The 16169-nt window shown below is 66.5% G+C and carries 15 protein-coding genes; 3 read left to right on the forward strand and 12 right to left on the reverse strand.

Features of this window, described 5'->3' with window-relative positions; translation table 11 throughout:
- The 4 genes from C449_RS14360 to phnD are packed head-to-tail and all read right to left on the reverse strand — an operon-like array spanning window position 1 to window position 2985.
- Window positions 1-261 carry a sulfurtransferase TusA family protein gene (locus C449_RS14360; RefSeq protein WP_006078761.1) on the reverse strand — a complete coding sequence of 87 codons (261 nt, stop codon included), beginning with the start codon at window positions 259-261 and terminating at the stop codon, window positions 1-3.
- Between the two features lie 58 nt (window positions 262-319).
- Window positions 320-1201: a phosphonate ABC transporter, permease protein PhnE gene (gene phnE / locus C449_RS14365; protein WP_006078762.1), complete on the reverse strand. Its 882-nt coding sequence runs from the start codon at window positions 1199-1201 to the stop codon at window positions 320-322.
- Entirely contained in the window at window positions 1194-2042 is an 849-nt protein-coding gene (locus C449_RS14370) for a phosphonate ABC transporter ATP-binding protein (RefSeq protein ID WP_006078763.1), read from the reverse strand. Before C449_RS14370 ends, phnE begins: the two co-directional genes overlap by 8 nt.
- A complete protein-coding gene (gene phnD / locus C449_RS14375) occupies window positions 2032-2985 on the reverse strand; it encodes a phosphate/phosphite/phosphonate ABC transporter substrate-binding protein (RefSeq protein WP_338035218.1) in 954 nt (317 codons plus the stop codon). The genes C449_RS14370 and phnD overlap by 11 nt, the downstream gene beginning before the upstream one ends.
- Before the next feature lie 87 nt (window positions 2986-3072).
- Between phnD and yqeC the strand changes: the two genes are divergently transcribed.
- The gene (gene yqeC, locus C449_RS14380) at window positions 3073-3828 is read left to right on the forward strand and encodes a selenium cofactor biosynthesis protein YqeC (RefSeq protein WP_006078765.1); all 756 of its coding nucleotides are present in this window, start codon (window positions 3073-3075) and stop codon (window positions 3826-3828) included.
- A gap of 30 nt (window positions 3829-3858) precedes the next feature.
- On the opposite strand, the gene ade is transcribed toward yqeC, so the two are convergent.
- A complete protein-coding gene (gene ade / locus C449_RS14385; protein WP_006078766.1) occupies window positions 3859-5547 on the reverse strand; it encodes an adenine deaminase in 1689 nt (562 codons plus the stop codon).
- Window positions 5544-6863, reverse strand: coding sequence for a 5'-deoxyadenosine deaminase (locus C449_RS14390; protein ID WP_006078767.1), 1320 nt, complete (start codon window positions 6861-6863; stop codon window positions 5544-5546). The genes ade and C449_RS14390 overlap by 4 nt, the downstream gene beginning before the upstream one ends.
- Window positions 6864-7081: 218 nt before the next feature.
- Between C449_RS14390 and C449_RS14395 the strand changes: the two genes are divergently transcribed.
- Window positions 7082-8311 (forward strand): YgeY family selenium metabolism-linked hydrolase, encoded by a 1230-nt coding sequence (locus C449_RS14395; RefSeq protein WP_161606460.1) that lies wholly within the window; start codon window positions 7082-7084, stop codon window positions 8309-8311.
- A 142-nt stretch (window positions 8312-8453) separates the two neighbouring features.
- On the opposite strand, the gene arcC is transcribed toward C449_RS14395, so the two are convergent.
- Both arcC and C449_RS14405 read right to left on the reverse strand, forming a co-directional pair.
- Entirely contained in the window at window positions 8454-9536 is a 1083-nt protein-coding gene (gene arcC / locus C449_RS14400) for a carbamate kinase (RefSeq protein WP_006078769.1), read from the reverse strand.
- A gap of 4 nt (window positions 9537-9540) precedes the next feature.
- Window positions 9541-10557: an ornithine carbamoyltransferase gene (locus tag C449_RS14405; protein ID WP_006078770.1), complete on the reverse strand. Its 1017-nt coding sequence runs from the start codon at window positions 10555-10557 to the stop codon at window positions 9541-9543.
- A gap of 233 nt (window positions 10558-10790) precedes the next feature.
- Between C449_RS14405 and C449_RS14410 the strand changes: the two genes are divergently transcribed.
- Window positions 10791-11810 carry an LLM class flavin-dependent oxidoreductase gene (locus tag C449_RS14410; protein WP_049914289.1) on the forward strand — a complete coding sequence of 340 codons (1020 nt, stop codon included), beginning with the start codon at window positions 10791-10793 and terminating at the stop codon, window positions 11808-11810.
- Window positions 11811-11893: 83 nt separating this feature from the next.
- Here the strand turns inward: C449_RS14410 and C449_RS14415 are convergent, their stop codons facing one another.
- From C449_RS14415 to thrC, 4 genes are all read right to left on the reverse strand, one after another.
- On the reverse strand, window positions 11894-13258 hold the full coding sequence (locus C449_RS14415) for an APC family permease (RefSeq protein WP_006078772.1): 1365 nt from the start codon (window positions 13256-13258) through the stop codon (window positions 11894-11896).
- Between the two features lie 196 nt (window positions 13259-13454).
- Entirely contained in the window at window positions 13455-13832 is a 378-nt protein-coding gene (locus C449_RS14420; RefSeq protein WP_006078773.1) for a Rid family detoxifying hydrolase, read from the reverse strand.
- A gap of 98 nt (window positions 13833-13930) precedes the next feature.
- Window positions 13931-14590, reverse strand: coding sequence for a 2-phospho-L-lactate guanylyltransferase (cofC, locus tag C449_RS14425; RefSeq protein ID WP_006078774.1), 660 nt, complete (start codon window positions 14588-14590; stop codon window positions 13931-13933).
- A 162-nt stretch (window positions 14591-14752) separates the two neighbouring features.
- On the reverse strand, window positions 14753-16012 hold the full coding sequence (gene thrC, locus C449_RS14430; protein WP_006078775.1) for a threonine synthase: 1260 nt from the start codon (window positions 16010-16012) through the stop codon (window positions 14753-14755).
- Window positions 16013-16169: the final 157 nt, after the last annotated feature.

Here is a 16169-nt window from a genome sequence, read left to right on the forward strand (position 1 = left end):
TCAGGCGCGACTCCGGCGCTCGTCGAGCGCGGATTCCTCCGTCACGCCGATGCGTAGCTGGAAGGTGTCGTCCGGAGTGTCGTCGGGGCCGTCGGTCACGGCGAAGCCGTGTTTGTGACACGTTCGCCGGAGGTTGCGCTCGGCGGGCGGGTAGTCGCCGGTCACGAGGAGTTCGTCGCCCGCGTCGAGTTCCTGGAGACACCGCCGAACGATCAACGCCGGTTTCGGGCAGACGGCCCCGGTGACGTCGACTTCCTCCATGGGTCCCGTTTTTCGTGCGAGGGTATAACGATGTCGTTGGCACAGGTCCCAACTGTCCTCAGGCGAGCCGCGTCCGGAGCCGTGCGGCGAGGTGATCCGCGACGACCACGAGTACGAACACCGCGAGGACGGCCGTCAGGAGTTGCTGGTACTGGAGTCGGCGTATCGAGATCACGAGGTAGTAGCCGATCCCGCCCGCCCCCACGAACCCGAGGATCGTCGCGGCGCGGATGGCACACTCCCAGCGATACAGCGTGTACGAGGCCATCGTCGCAGTTACCTGCGGAACCATCCCGTGACACACCGCCTGGATCCGGCTCGCACCGCTCGACGCGACCGCCTCGGTCGTCACCGGATCGACGTCTTCGAGGAAATCGGCGTAGAGCTTGCCGAGCACGCCGGCGTTGTGGACCCCGAGCGCGAGCACGCCGGCGAAGGGACCGAGACCGACTGCGGTGACGAACAGAAAGCCCCAGACCAGGCCCGGCACCGACCGGAGGAAACTCAGCACGACTCTTCCAAATCGGTGGATCGTGCGGCCGAGCCCGCGCCGTGCGGGCGACGCGTTCGCGTACAGCGGTCCCCGATACGTCACGGTCGCCGCGCTCGCGAGTGCCAGGGGAACGGCGAGAACGACCGCGAGCGCGGTCCCGACGACGCTGATGGCGAGCGTCTCCACCACCGCCCAGAGCAGCCCGTCGCGGAGCGACCGCCCGAGGAGGTAGTCCCGGGTCACGTCCGGCGGGAATCCCTCCGCGACGAACGCCCACATCTGCGACCGCGCGTCGGGCCGGACGAGCGCGAGCGAGTCGACCTCCGCGATCCACGCCGCAGCCAGCAACACGATCCCCAGCGCGAGCACCCGGCCGAGCGTCCGCTTCGAGAGGGCTCCGCCGCGCTCGCCTGCGACCGCCGATCGTCGCTCGGTGCGTTCAGACATGCCAGGGTGGTCTCTCTTCGGGGCTGGTTCCATCATCGTCGTTCGTCGTCTGAGCCACCGCTGAAGGAGTCTCGGCGACTGTCGAGCGCGGGGCGGTAACTGACGGCGATTCGGTCGTTGCCTTCGCAGCGTCCATATCCGGCCCGAACAGCTCGTCGAGTAGCGCGTCGGTCACCGCTGTGGCGGGACGATCGAAACACACCTGGCCGTCGGCGAGTCCGACGACGCGGTCGTAGCGCTCGCGCGCGAGGCGCACGTCGTGGAGGACGGTGACGAGCGTGCCGTCACCGACCGACTCCTCGAGCACGTCGAGCACGGTCGCGGTCGTCGAGGGATCGAGGTTGGCGGTGGGTTCGTCGGCCAACACTATCGGCGCGTCCTGGACGAGCGCGCGAGCGAGGGCGACGCGCTGGCGCTGGCCTGCACTGAGCGAACTCACGCGGGCGTCGGCCTTCTCGGCGAGGCCGACACGATCGAGCAACGAGAGCGCCGGGTCCGGGTCCACGGGCGCGAGCGGTTCGACGAGACCACGCCACCACGGGAGCGCGCCGAGCCGCCCGGCGAGCACGTTCGCGAGGGCGGTGCGCCGTCCGACCAGCGTCTCGCCCTGGTAGGCGAGCGCGACCGCGTCGCCTACCACGGGCTCGCCGTCGAGCAGCACGCGACCGCTGTCGGGCTGGATCGCACCGCTCACCAGGCGCAACAGCGTGGTCTTGCCCGTGCCCGAAGGGCCGACGACGGCGACGTGCTCGCCGCTGGCGATTCCGAGGGAGACATCCCTTACTGCCCCGTCGTCGCCGAACGATTTCGTGACGCCGTCGAGCGTCAGCTCAGGACTCATTCGCTGACGTTGCTGCGGCGTTCTCCGAGTCAAGCAACCCCATCGTCCGAACCGCCGAATCCAGCGTTTCGAACTGCTCGTGGCTCGTCTCGACGTACTCGTCGACGTTCTGCTGGTCGAGGATCGTCGACTTCCCACTCTCGTCGAGCCCCGTGAACGCCGTGCGGATGGCGTCGCGGGTGTCGGCGTCGAGCGTCTTCGCTGCGGCCCATGGGTAGTCCGCGAATCCGGGTGTCCGCCAGAGTTCGACGACGCTTTCGCCGATAGAACCCTCCTCGACGAGTGCGTCGTAGATGCGGGCGTTCAGCGCCCCCACGTCGCCGCTGGCGTTCGCGATAGCTTTCGCCGTGGCATCGTGCGCGCCGACGTGGGTGAGGTTCGCGAAGTCCCGCTTCGGGGCGAGGTCGTACTCGTTCCGGAGATAGTGCGTCGGCATCACCGTCCCGCTCGTGCTGATCGGATCGCCGAAGACGAGATCCAACTCGTCCGCTGAGGTGGCGACGTCGTTCATCTTCGACAGACCGGTCGACTCGTGGGTGATGAACGCCGAGTGCCACTTCGTCGAGCCGTTCTTCGAGCCGACGACGACGGCTTCGGCCCCGGCTCGGTGGTGGGCGAGCACGTACGAGACGCCACCGAAGTACGCGAAATCGACCTGTTCGGCGCTCATCGCCTGAACGAGGCCGGCGTAGTCCGCCGTCGTCCGCAACGTCACCGACGCGTCGAGTTCCCCTTCGAGGTAGGACTTGAGTGCCTGGTTCTTCTCGATCGCCGTGTCGGGGTCGACGTCCGGAACGATCCCGACGGTCATCTCCAGTTGCTCCGAGGAGGCCACGGAGCCGAGACATCCACCCAGTGTTCCTACTCCTGCTGTCGCGATGGTACCCAAAGCTGCACGTCTCGATAGACCGCTGGCTGACCGACCCATGTCACGACACGGCATCCGCCGTCACATAATCGTTCCGACTCGACGGACGGCGGTCGGGCTTTTCGGCACAACGCTCATGTCGGACGGCGAGTACGGCAGGATATGCGACTCGCCGCCGCCCTCTCGCTCTCGACGCCCGAACTCGTCGCGTTCGTCGGGGCCGGTGGGAAGAAGACTGCAATGGGTCGCCTAGTGAGCGAGGCGGACGCCCGTGACCTCTGGGCCGGGTACACCACCACGACCCACACCCCGCCGCCGGAGTACCCACTCGTGCTGGCCGAGCCTGAACACCTCGGGCAAGAACTCGCTCGAACCGACGACTCGCCGGTCGCGTTCGCACGTGAGGAGGTTCCGAACCCCGATCGCGCCGCCGAGAAAGTCCGGGGGTTCGCGCCTGGCGTGATCGACGACGCTTTCGAGTCGAGTCGGTTCGACTGGCTCTGCGTGAAGGCCGACGGCGCGCGCCGCCGCGGGTTCAAAGCGCCTGGCTCGGACGAGCCCGCGATTCCGAGCGCGAGCACCACCGTCGTCCCTGTCGTCTCGGTCGGCGTCGTCGGCGAACCTCTCGACGAAGAACACGTTCACCGGGTCGAGCGCGTGGCCGCGCTCACGGGGCTCGCGCGCGGCGAGCGTCTCACCGCCGACGCCGTCGGGCGGGTGCTGGCCCATCCCGACGGCGGCCTGAAGGGTGTGCCCGCGTCGGCGCGGGTCGTCCCGCTCGTAAACCAGGCCGACGCCGCCGATGACCGCCGGACTGCACGGGCAGTGCTCGAAGTCGCGTTCGAGCACACCAACCGCTTCGATCGCGGGATCGTCGCCTCGCTCCGAAACGACACGATCGCCGTCGTCGAAGCTTGATGACTGGTGTGACGTGAGACGGAATTCGACTCACTCGACGACCGCATCGACGTACTCCATCGACACGACATCGACGAGACCGTTGTTGGTGAGCCGGAGTTCGGGGATGACTTCGAGCGAGAGGAAGGAGAGTTCCATGATGCCGCCGTCGTGATCGAGCCCGATCTCTCGTGCTGCGTCCTCGACCGCGCCGAACTCTTCCGCGACGGTTTCGAGCGGCTCGTCCGACATGAGCCCCGCGACCGGGAGCGAGAGTGCGGTCATCCCATCCTCCTCGGCGTCTGCTGCTCCGGATTCAGGGTCGTAGGCCGCCACGCCGCCGCCGATCTCTCGGAGGTGGTTTGCGATCCTCGCCATCGCCTCGTGGGACGTGCCCGCGACCACGACGTTGTGGGCGTCGTGGGCAACGGTGCTGCCGACTGCGCCGCGGTCGAGTCCGAGGCCGTGAACGAACCCGCGACCGACGCCGCCGCCCGCGCCGTGGCGCTCGATCACCGCGAGCGAGAGCACGTCTTCGTCGGTGTCGGGACGAAGCACGCCCTCGGACCGGGGAACCTCGGTCTCCAGCCGTGCGGTCTGGAGACCACCGATGGCGTCGATGGCCCGCACCGCAACCGGGCCGTCGCCCCCTGTCGCCTCGATCGCGAGGTCCGCTCCGTCGACTGGATCGAACGAGACGGTGTCGGTCGGAACAGTCGAGGACGGTGGTTTCTCGCGGTCCGTGGTCGGATCGAGCACGCCGTCGATCAGGACGTGCTCGACGGTCCACGAGTCGAGATCGGAGAGCAGCACGAGGTCGGCGGGCGAACCTGGCCGGAGCCGTCCGAACGGGAGGTCGTAGCTCTCGGCGGTGTTGATCGTCGCCAGCTGGACTGCGGTGACGGGATCGACTCCCTCACCGATTGCCTTCGCGACCGCGAAATCGACGCCGCCGTGCTCGGTGAGGTCGGTCACGTCGCGGTCGTCAGTGCAGAGCGACAGCCACCGACTGCCGACCGCTTCAACGAGGCCGAGCAGATCGGCGAGGTTCTTGCTCGACGACCCTTCTCTGAGGTAGACCCGGAGGCCGACGTCGGCCTTCGCGCGCGCTTCGTCGAGCGTGATGCTCTCGTGGTCGGAGTCGAGGTATCGCGCCGCCTCGTGGAGATCGGCTCCCCGCACCCGAGGCATATGGCCGTCGACCGGTAGTCCGCGCTCGCGGGCGGCGTCGATCTTCGCGTGAACAGTCGAATCGCCGGCGACCACCCCAGGAACGTTCATGACCTCGCCGAGCGCCACCACGTCCGGCGCGTCGAGCAGTTCCGCCACGGCGTCGGGGTCGAGGGTCGCGCCGGCGTCCTGAAGGCCCGAGGCCGGCACGCTCGACGGTACGGTGAACCTCGCCTTGAGCGGGGTGTGTTCGGCGTCCTCGATGACGGCCCGGACGCCAGCCGCGCCGCAGACGTTCGCGATCTCGTGGGGGTCGTGGATCACGCTCGTCACGCCCCGCGGGACCACCGCCGCGCCGTATCTCGGCAGCGTCACCATCGACGACTCGACGTGCATGTGGGCGTCGATCAGCCCGGGTGCGATATACTCGGCCTCGATCTCGCGCTCGGCCGGCCGCTCGTCGAGCGCGACGATGACTCCGTCGTCGATTGCGACCGCCCCGTCCTCAAGAGTACCGGTGTGGACGTTCACGAGCGTCCCGCGCACGACGGTGTCGACGCGATCGCTCATGGAACCGGCTCGTCGGCGACCGCGTCGAGGTCGAGATCGACAGCACGAGCCTCCTCGCGGATCGCACGGGCGTCGGCGACCGTGAGTTCGCCGTCCTCGTAGAGCACCTCGCCGTCGACCATCGTGAACGCGACGTCGTCGCCGTGGGCCGCGAACACGAGGTGTGAGAGGACGTCGTGCAGCGGCGTCGCGCGCGTCAGATCGGTCGTGAGCCCGACGATGTCGGCCTTCCACCCCTCGCGGAGCTTCCCGACCTGTTCGAATCCGGCAGCGGTCGCGCCGTTGATCGTCGCCATCTCGAACACCGTCTCGGCGGGCGTGCTCGTGGGATCGAGCGCATCGACCTTCTGGAGCAGACTCGCCTGGCGCATCTCGGTGAACGGGTCGAGGGTGTTGTTGCACGGCGGCCCGTCGTTGCCGAGCGCGACGTTGATTCCGCGGTCGAGGTAGTCCGGGATCGGTGCGATTCCCGAGGCGAGCTTCATGTTCGAGGAGGGGCAGTAGGTGACGTGGGTGCCGGTCTCGGCGAGCACCTCGCGCTCGGTCTCGTCGGTGTGGACGCAGTGGGCGAGCACGACGTCCTCGCCGGTGATCCCGACCTCGTCGAGCCAGTGGATGTTGCGGTGGCCGGTCTCGCGCTCGACGGTCGCGATCTCGTCCTCGTTCTCGCTCGCGTGGGTGTGGATGCGGACGCCGTCGTACCGGTCGGTGAGTTCGCGAACGCCCCGGAGACACTCCTCGGTACAGCTCACCGCGAACCGCGGCGTCACCGCGTATCGGATGCGGTCGTCGAACGCGCCGTGGTACTCCCGGATGAGCCGCTCGCTCTCGTCGAGGCCTGCGTCAGTTTCTTCGAGAAGGCCATCGGGCGATTCCTTGTCCATCAGGACCTTCCCCAGTCGCCCACGAATCCCCAGCTCGCCGGCGGCCTCGAACGCTCGATCGGCGTGGGCGACCGAGAGGTGATCCACACACGTGGTCGTCCCGCTCTCGATGAGTTCGAGATACCCGAGTTTGGCGGCGACTTCCATCTGATCGCCGTCGAGGGTCGCCTCCATCGGGAGGATGTAGTCGAACAGCCAGTCCAGCAGCGCGGTGTCGTCCGCGATCCCTCGCCCCAAACTCTGGACCGAGTGGATGTGACCGCCGACCAGGCCCGGTGCGAGTACGTCGTACTCCGCGGTCGGGTGGTCGGGGTAGCGATCCTCCAGCTCCGCTGCGTCGCCGACGGCGTCGATCCGGTCGTCCTCGACCACGACCGCGCCGTCGTGGATGACCGTGTGCGCGTCGGCGACGACGGTGCCAGCCAATAGCATAACCGAGTACCGGTCGCCGGTCGACGAACAAAAAGGTTGCTAGCCGTTGGCCGACGGCCGTTCCGGATGCACAGCCGGTCTCGATGGCCGCGAAGGCGCTGCTTTCAGCGACAGCGGTTCGATCGCCTGGTCCGGCGTTGCTTCGTGGTGGCGTTCGTCAATCCTTGTCGGCTCCGGTAGCTATAAGATGCCGAGTGGAAAACACACGACCGATCACGATGAGCGTCGAAAGCGCACAGCCCGCCATCCAGGAGTGGGTATCGGACCATCGCAAGGACTGCATCGAATTCCTTCAGGACCTGATTGCGATCCCGTCGGCCACCACCGTGGGCGAGGATGAGGAAGAGATCGCCAAACGAATTCAGGCCGAAATGGAGGAGCTAAACTACGACGAGGTCTTCCTCGACGACCTCGGCAACGTCCACGGCGTCATCGAGGGCGAGAACGAGGGCGCGGTCATGCTCAACTCCCACATCGACACGGTGGGCTACGGCGACCGCGACGCGTGGGAACACGATCCCTACGCCGGCGAGATCGAGGACGGCACGCTGTACGGCCTCGGCGCAAGCGACATGTTGTGTGCGATGGCCGCTCAGGTCTACGGCGGCGGCGCGCTCGCCGCGCTCGACGTCACTCCCAAGCACGACGTCTACGTCACCGGCGAGCTGATGGAGGAAGTGAGTGAAGGCCACGCGATGGAGTTCGTCGACGAGGAGCTCGATATCGATCTCAAGCGAGTGGTGATCGGCGAGGCCAGCGAGATGAACGTCAAGCGCGGCCATCGCGGACGCTGCGAGCTCAAGATCGAGCTCGAAGGCGCATCGTGTCACGCGAGCGCCCCCGAGCGCGGCGTCAACCCGCTGTACCACGCCGCGTCGATCGTCGACCGCATCGAGGAGTTGAACGAGGAGACCGCGGATCACGAGTTCCTCGGGGCGGGCACCGTCGCCGCGACGAACCTTGAGGTCGACACGCCCTCGAACAACGCCGTCCCGGCGGCCGCGACGGTCTATGTCGACCGCCGGCTCACTCTCGGCGAGAACGAACAGACCGCCCACACCGAGCTCGAAGACGCCGTGGACGCCGCTGTCGACGAGTACGGCGACGACGTCGAGGCGACCATCGAGACCCTGAACTTCGACACGCCGTCGTGGACGGGCTACGAGATGGAGTCGAAGAAGTACTACCCGACGTGGCTGCTCGACGAGGACCACCCGCTCGTCCAGGACACCTACGAGGTCGTCGACAGCGTGCTCGATTCCGAGGTGGAGATCACCAAGTGGACGTTCTCGACCAGCGGGAACTACACCATGGGCGTCGCCGAGATCCCCACCATCGGGTTCGGCCCCTCGTGGGAGGAGTACGCCCACACCGCCCGGGACCAGGTCGAGGTCGACGACGTCATCGACGCGTGTGCGGTCAACGCCGCGCTCGGCCGCGAGCTCTGAACGGCCGACGGCTTCGAAGACACCCGATCCACGACCACCGACTTCCGACCGACGATTTTTCGCCGCCGTCGATCGTCCCAGCAGCGCGGCTCAGCGACTCACGATGGGTGTGCTGTCTGGAAAACGGAGTGGCGGGCGTTCGCTACTCGACGACGGTGGTGCCGTCGCCGGATTCGAGCGCGTCGACCGCGTTGTCGAGCGACGCGATGACCGCGCGGCGCTCGCGCTCCGAGTCACCTTCGACGAACTCGCAGGCGGCCGCGACTTTCGGACCCATGCTGCCTTCGGGGAACTGGCCGTCGTCGAGGTGCTCGCGCATCTCGGCCGCGCTCGCCTCGTCGATCCGGCGCTCGTCGGGCGTTCCGAAGTCGACGTACGCCCCGTCGGCGTCGGTCAGGATGACGAGGATGTCGGCGTCGAGAACGTGGCCGATGACCTGGGTCAGTCGATCCTTGTCCACGACGGCGTCGTAGCCGTCGATCTCGCCGCGGTGGCGCGCGACCGGCACACCGCCGCCGCCGCCGCAGATCACGAGGTCGCGCTGGTCGATCAACCGCTTGACGGGCGTTTCCTCGACGATGCCCTTCGGCTCTGGCGAGGGAACCACTCGGCGGTAGTCGGTGTCGCCGGTGTCGCGGACCTCTCTGACTGTCATGCCAGCCTCGCGCATCTCGTCGGCCTTCGCTGCGTCGACGAACGGCCCGACCGGCTTGGTGGGGTTCTCAAGCGCCGGATCGTCGGGATCGATGACGGTCTGGGTCAGGATCGTCGCCACCGGGACGTGCTTCCAGCGCTGTTCGAGCTGGCGGTACATCTGCTGGCAGAGCATGTACCCGATCCAGCCCTGGGACATCGCGCCGCAGGCTTCGAGCGGCTGGGCCGGCGGCTCGCCCTGCTCCTGTTGGAGGAGGAGCGAGCCCACCTGCGGGCCGTTGCCGTGGGTGAGGACGACCTTGTAGCCCGCCTTCATCAGCTCGACGACCTGGGCCGCAGTTCGCTCGACCGCCTCCATCTGCTCGGCGAAGGTGCCCTCGGCGTCGGGCGGCTTGATCGCGTTCCCGCCGAGAGCGACCACACACAGCGGCTTCTCGCGCGGCGTCCCCCAGAACCGAGGCGGCTCGACGTCGAGATCGAACTTGGGGTCGTCGCCGATGGGTTCGTACTCCGAGGCGTCTTCGTCGGCTTCGGATTCCGGTTCCGCTCCCGATTCGGATTCTCGAGTCACGAGCTTACCAGCCGCGCCCGCCCATCGTGAGCGCCATCAGCGCCTTCTGGGCGTGCATCCGGTTGCCGGCCTGGTCGTAGATCACGCTCTGGGGACCGTCCATCACCGCGTCGGTTGCCTCGAAGCCGCGCTTCGCGGGCAGGCAGTGCATGTAGTTCGCGTCGGGGTTCGCGTTGCGCATCATTGCCTCGTCGCAGATCCAGTCGGTGTGCTGGTCGTGGATCTCCTTTTCGGCGTCGGTGCCGCGCTCGCCGACCTTGTACGAAACCCAGTGTTTCGGGTAGACCACGTCGGCGTCGCGGAACGCCCGCTCCATGTCGTTCTCTATCGTGAAGTCGACGTTCGCCGTCTCGGCGTTGTCCTCCGCCTGATCGACGATTTCCGGGTCGAGATCGATGTCCTTGGGGTGGGCGAGCGTGACGTTCGCACCCATCTTCGTGAACCCGAGAACCGACGAGTGAGGGACGCTGACCGGTCGCCGGACCTCGGGCGCGTAGGCGTACGAGATCACGAAGTTCTGGTCCTCGATCGCACCCTTGTGCTCGCGCACCGTCTGGAGGTCGGCGAGCGTCTGACAGGGGTGATAGGTGTCACACTGCATGTTGTAGACAGGAATATCGGCCCCTTCCTGATACGAGCGCATGATTTCGGTCCCCCGGGGGTACTCGAAGTCGACCGCGCCGCCGAGCACGCGCACTGCGAGCGCGTGGCCGTACTGCGAGAGGATTTTCGCGGTTTCCTTGGCGGATTCGCCGTGTTCGAGCTGGAGCTGGTCCGGCGACATGATGTGGGGGTAGCCGCCGAGCTGGTTGATGCCCGCCTCGAAGGAGTTGCGAGTGCGGGTCGAGGTGTTGTAGAACAGCTCGAACAGCGAGTGCCCGGTGAGCGCGTCGTAGTGGCTCCAGTCGCCCTGGGCGAACTCGGCTTTCAGTTGGTCTGCGACATCGAGGACGGTGGTGAGCTCGTCCTTCGACCACTCCTGGGTCGTGATCATGTCCTTACCGCGGAGATCAGTTTGCATGGTATCGACTCTCCCTACCTGGCAGTGGCAGGTATGGTGTGACCTGTGACGGCCCCTCGAATAAAACTTCCGTCGACGCAGTTCGACCCGCAACGAGTGCGTAATCGGGGCGTCCACCGACCGTACATTCGGCAGACTGCCGGTCGGGAGACGGTGATGTTCGCGACCGACCGTCACGCCACGCGGACCCATACGCTTTTCAAGGTGGTTGTTGTAGGAGGGGAGGAACCGCTATGAGCAGCGACTCAGACAGAGTGGGCCTGTACCTACAGGACAAACACTCGATCCGCGAGAACATGGAGATCGCACAGTACGCCGAAGAACAGAACTTCGACGAGATCTGGCAGGCCGAATCCCGCCTCGCGCGCGATGCCGTCACGCCGATGGCGGCCTACGCTGCGGTCACCGACGAGATCAAGATCGGCTCCGGGGTGATCAACAACTGGACACGCAACACCGCGTTGATCGCCCAGACGATGAGCACCCTGGAGGAGCTGGCAGGACCCGATCGGATCATGTGCGGGGTCGGCGCGTGGTGGGACCCGCTGGCGGAGAAGGTAGGGATCGATCGCAGCGGCGCGCTGCGGGCGATGCGCGAGTGCGTCGAGGTCACCCAGGACCTCCTCGACATGGAGAACGTGACCTACGACGGCGAGTTCGTGGACATGCGTGACGTCGAACTCGACATCGTCCACGGCGACTCCGGACCGCGGACGGTGCCGGTGTACGTCGGCGGCACAGGCTTCAAAATGCTCGAACTCACCGGTCACTTCGCCGACGGCGCGCTCATGAACTACCTCGTCAGCCCCGAGTACAACGAGAAGGCGCTCGACGCGCTCGAAACCGGCGCGGAGCGCGGCGGGCGCTCGCTCGACGACATCGATCGGCCCCAGCTCGTGGTCTGTTCGATGGACCACGACGAGGACAAAGCGCTCGACAACGCGCGCGAACTCATCACCCAGTACCTCGGCCAGCAGCCCCACATCATGCAGGCCTCGGGCGTCTCTCAGGACCTCATCGACGAGGTCGGCGACGCGATCGGTGGGTGGCCCGCCGACGAGGAGGACATCCAGAAGGGGATGGAGTACATCCCGGACGACGTGGTCCGCAAGCTCTCGGCCAGCGGCACGCCCGAGCAGTGCCGCGAGAAGGTGCGCCAGTACACCGAGTCCGGGTGTCAGTGTCCGGTGCTCTACCCGCTCGGCGACGACGTCAAGCTCATGATCGACGAGTTCGCCGACGGCTACCGCTGAGCTATCTGAGCGCGACCCGGCAGGTGCGTCGTCGTTACCAGCGCGCGTAACGTGGTCCAGCCGGCTTTCCTCGCGGGAACGCGTCAGGCGTTCTCGCGGTCGAGCGCCGTCGTGACGTCGCCGAACACGTACTGCACGACGAACCCGGCGAGGAGCGCCGCAACAGTGAGACCGGCAGCCACCGGGTAATCGATCGAGAGCCCGAGTCCCAGGAGCGTGAGGAAGCCGAGCGCGACGGCGGCGGTGAGGAGGCCGCCGGGTGCACGGAAGGACGGCGTCACGTCCGTCCGGTAGACCCGGAGGCCGACGAACGACGCGATGTTGATGGCGTACGGGAGGACGGTGCCGACGAGCGCGGCGAGCACGATCCCGCCGACGACCTGCTTGCCGATGACCACGGCCGCAGCGGCGATCGCGACGACACAGAGTGCGACGTAGGGCGCGTTCGTCCTGTCGCTCGTCGCGGCGAACGCGGTCGGAAACGTGTCGCGTTCGGCAAGCGCACGGAGGACGCGCGCGGAGCCGGTCATCCCGACGAGCATCGTGGTGAAGATGGCGACGAGCGCCGCGACGGGCAGCGCGTAGTTCGCCAGCAGCGGGAGTCCCGCGTCGACGACGACCGCCGAGAGCGGCGCGACCATCACGAGGTTCCCGCTCGCGAACGCGCTCGGGGGGACTGAGAGATGGAGTGCGACCACGACCGCCGTGTAGCACAGCGTGGTGGTGAGGAGACTCCCGACGATCGCGCGCGGGATCGTCCACGCCGGTCGTTTCACCTCGCCCGCGGCCGCGGGAACGACCGTCCACGCGCCGTAGCCGGTGATCGCGACGCCGACGGCGGTGAGGAACTGTGTGCTGCTCCCAGTGACGAAGGGGGTGGCGTTGGCCGGCTCGCCGTTCGCGAACCCGAGAGCCGCGACCACCGCGAGCACGGCGAGGATGAGCGCGGTGAGGACGAGGTTCGTGCGTTTGGTTACGTCGATCCCGGCGAGCGTGACGCCGAGGCTCGCGACGATCGCGAGCAGCCCGAACAGCACGGTGTGGGACCGAACCCCCGCGAGCGACGGGATCGCGCCGAGGTAGTTCGCGACGTACCACGCCGAAACCGCGACGCCGAACACCCAGCCGAGCGCGTACGACGTACCCTCCAGATACGAGAAGAACTGTCTGACGAGCCCGTTCGAGCCGAGAGTTTCGGCCGGGAAGACCGCCGGTCCGCCGGAGTGGGGGAACGCAGTCGCGAGCTCGGTGTAACAGAGCGCGATACTCACCATCCCGACGCCCGCGACGAGCCACGCGAGGATCGCCGCCGGACCGATCCACTGGCCGGTGAACGCGGGATAGAAGAACACCGACGAGCCGATCATTCCGCCGACACTCAACAACAGCAAGTCACGGAGGCCGACCGTCCGCGGGAGATCGTCCGGGGTTTCGCGAGCTTCCGCCATTGCGTTCGCTCTGGAGCAGAGCCAATTAGTAGTACCGATGATTGCCGTGACGACACGGTGGAATCACCTGCTGCCGCCACTGGCTGTAGACTGGGCGAGTCCTCCCTCAACGTCTCCCGGAAGAAACGATCGTTGAGTCCCGATCGGGCTCGACGAACTACCGGCTCGCCCGCCCGAACAGGGCTTTCCCGGTGGATTACCGGGACGCGATGGCTTCGATCTCGACGCCGACGCCTTTCGGGAGGTTCCCCACCTCGAAGGCGCTTCTGGCGGGCGGCTCGTCGTCGAAGAAGCCGGCGTAGGTCTCGTTCATCTCGTCGAAATCGTCGATATCGGCGAGGAGGATGGTGGTTTTGAGCACGTCGCCCATATCGAGATCCTCCTCCGCGAGAATGGCTTCGACGTTCGAGAGTGACTGTTCGGTCTGTGTCGCGATGTCCTCGTCGGCGAGCGAGTCGCCGTCGGGCGTGAACGGGATCTGACCCGCAGTGAAGACGAGATCGTCGTTCGTGGTCGCCTGGCTGTACGCGCCGACCGCCGCCGGTGCGTCGTCCGTACTGATGATGCGCTTCACGCGCTCACCCTCACGCCGGCCCGGCTTAACGTTTCTGGAGTGTGTGCAAGCAGTCAAACGACGGCCGAACGCCGAACGGCGTTCCGCAGGGAACTCTCTCAATCGTCAGCAGCATCGGACTCGGCCGTCGTCGTCACTGGTATCGGTTCCCGTCCGACCGACACTCGTCCCTGCTCCTCGACGAGTCGAACACCGGCCGTCCGAAGCCAGCGAGCCGCGTGACCGTCGCCGTGCAGCAACAACTCCGCGAGATCCTCCGGTTCGTCGATATCCATCCCGAGACGGTACGAATCGATCTCGGCGGTCGACGCACCGACGGCGTCGGCCACGGCGTGATGGTCGCGATAGGATGCGCCGTGGTAGTCGACCCGGAAGTCCGGATGACGCGCCACCAGCGCGTTCGTCCCGCCGCCGATCCCGCGAGCGAGCACGATATCGTCTTCCGTCTCGAACAGTTCGCTAAGTGCTGCCGGCGTCGCGAGCGCGAGATCGGCCATCACCACGGCGACCGGTGTTGAGCCTGCGTCTTCGAGGGCGGCGTTGACGGCCGATGTCAGCGGACGCTCGTCGAGCCGCGTCTCGGCGTCGATGTCGAGCGTGGCCGTCGAGAGGACAGTCGGGGCCATTCCGGTGGCCGTGATCGCATCGAGAACGTCCCGGAGCATAGCACGGGCGAAGCGTTTGCGCTCGGTCGGATCGAGAACCCCAGCGAGCCTGGTCTTCGGGCTCTGGGGATCGAACGGCACGACGACCTGCATACTGGCGTCTCCGTCCGGTAGAAGGTAATCCCATCGCTTTCCAGCCGTTGTCCAGGTTCTCACTCACCATAGCGTCGCTCTCGCAACCGTTCAGCTAGCCCTCGTCGAAAGAAGCGTGATGGGTCGTTATCGATCCGAAGACAGTCAAAGCGAGTCCGTTCGTCAGTCGTCGGCCGCGGCGGGCTGGGCCTCGCCGTAGAGATCGTTGACTTCCTCGATCCGCGGGTCGACCCGGTAGGCGTCGCCGGTGGCCTGTTTCGCGCTTTCGGTGTCCTTCAGCCCGAAGCCGGTCGTGCAGATCACGACCGTCTCGTCGTCCGCGATGATCCCGCGCTCGCGCGCTTCCTTCACACCAGCGACGGGGGTTGCACCTGCGGGTTCGGCGTAGATCCCTTCGGTAGAGCCGAGCAGTTTCTCGCCGGCGAGGATGTCGTCGTCGGAAACGAGGAGGGAGGTCCCGCCACTCTCTTTGAGCGCGCGGCAGGCCTTGATCGTGTTGCGGGGCCGGCCGACCGCGATCGAGTCGGCGAGCGTGTCGGCGATCTCGTCGATGTCGTCGTGCTCGTGGAACGTGTCGTGGATCGCGCTCGCACCCTCGGCCTGGACGCCGAGCATCTTCGGGGTGTCCTCGACGTAATCGAGGTCATAGAACTCCCGGAACCCCTTCCACGCGCCCGCGATCGTACAGCCATCGCCCATCGAGAACACGAACCAGTCGGGGACCTCGCCGCGGACGGCCGACTGCTCGGCGAGTTCGAGGCCCACCGTACGTTTGCCCTCAACTTGGAAGGGGTTGACTGCGGCGTTGCGGTTGTACCACCCGTACTTCTCGGTGGCTTCCATCGAGAGGTCGTAGGCTTCGTCGTAGCTCCCGTTGACGGCGAGGACGTCCGCGCCGTAGACGAGCGGCTGGGCGAGTTTGCCTTCGGGCGCGTCGCCCGGCACGAAGATGCGACAGTCGAGCCCGCCGCGGGCAGCGTACCCGGAGAGCGAGGCGGCGGCGTTCCCAGTGGACGCGCAGATCACGATGTCGCGACCGTCGTTTTTGGCCTTCGTGACCGAGACCGAGCTCGCTCGATCCTTGAAACAGCCCGTCGGGTTCCGACCGTCGTCCTTGATGAGTGTAGTAACGCCGAGCTCCTCGCTGAGGTTTGGTGCATCGAGCAGACTCGATCCACCCTCTTCGAGCGTGACGACTTCCGCGTCGTCGTGGACCGGCAGGAACGGTTTGTACTTCCACTGACTCCGGATGTTGCCGTCGAGATCGGCGTCGAAGTTGTCGTGGATAACGTCGTAATCGTACTCGACTTCGAGGATGCCCTTGACCCCCTCGTGCTCGGGACAGGTGTAGATGATCTGATCCGGGTCGTACTCGGTACCACACAACGTACACTCGAGCGTGGTGACGTGCTCCATCGCCATACCCGGAGTATTTCGTCCCTCTATATAAATCCCGCTGCTACACAACACCCCCTCAAATCGTGAACACAGCCAGTACATAGACTGTGATGCCGGTATCCGACGATGACGTAACTCGAGGCCGGCCACCGAATGAAGAACACTCTTCACGATCTTATAC

It is taken from the genome of Halococcus saccharolyticus DSM 5350, from assembly GCF_000336915.1.
In the GTDB taxonomy this organism is placed as follows: domain Archaea; phylum Halobacteriota; class Halobacteria; order Halobacteriales; family Halococcaceae; genus Halococcus; species Halococcus saccharolyticus.

Bases quoted from the DNA above. Each gene is read 5' to 3' on its own strand.
- cofC (WP_006078774.1), bottom strand. From the start codon at position 14,590: ATGCAGGTCGTCGTGCCGTTCGATCCCCAGAGCCCGAAGACCAGGCTC.
- phnD (WP_338035218.1), bottom strand. From the start codon at position 2,985: ATGCCGTGTCGTGACATGGGTCGGTCAGCCAGCGGTCTATCGAGACGT.
- thrC (WP_006078775.1), bottom strand. From the start codon at position 16,012: ATGGCGATGGAGCACGTCACCACGCTCGAGTGTACGTTGTGTGGTACC.
- ade (WP_006078766.1), bottom strand. From the start codon at position 5,547: ATGAGCGATCGCGTCGACACCGTCGTGCGCGGGACGCTCGTGAACGTC.
- C449_RS14390 (WP_006078767.1), bottom strand. From the start codon at position 6,863: ATGCTATTGGCTGGCACCGTCGTCGCCGACGCGCACACGGTCATCCAC.
- C449_RS14370 (WP_006078763.1), bottom strand. From the start codon at position 2,042: ATGAGTCCTGAGCTGACGCTCGACGGCGTCACGAAATCGTTCGGCGAC.
- C449_RS14395 (WP_161606460.1), top strand. From the start codon at position 7,082: ATGAGCGTCGAAAGCGCACAGCCCGCCATCCAGGAGTGGGTATCGGAC.
- C449_RS14415 (WP_006078772.1), bottom strand. From the start codon at position 13,258: ATGGCGGAAGCTCGCGAAACCCCGGACGATCTCCCGCGGACGGTCGGC.
- C449_RS14405 (WP_006078770.1), bottom strand. From the start codon at position 10,557: ATGCAAACTGATCTCCGCGGTAAGGACATGATCACGACCCAGGAGTGG.
- C449_RS14360 (WP_006078761.1), bottom strand. From the start codon at position 261: ATGGAGGAAGTCGACGTCACCGGGGCCGTCTGCCCGAAACCGGCGTTG.
- yqeC (WP_006078765.1), top strand. From the start codon at position 3,073: ATGCGACTCGCCGCCGCCCTCTCGCTCTCGACGCCCGAACTCGTCGCG.
- phnE (WP_006078762.1), bottom strand. From the start codon at position 1,201: ATGTCTGAACGCACCGAGCGACGATCGGCGGTCGCAGGCGAGCGCGGC.
- C449_RS14410 (WP_049914289.1), top strand. From the start codon at position 10,791: ATGAGCAGCGACTCAGACAGAGTGGGCCTGTACCTACAGGACAAACAC.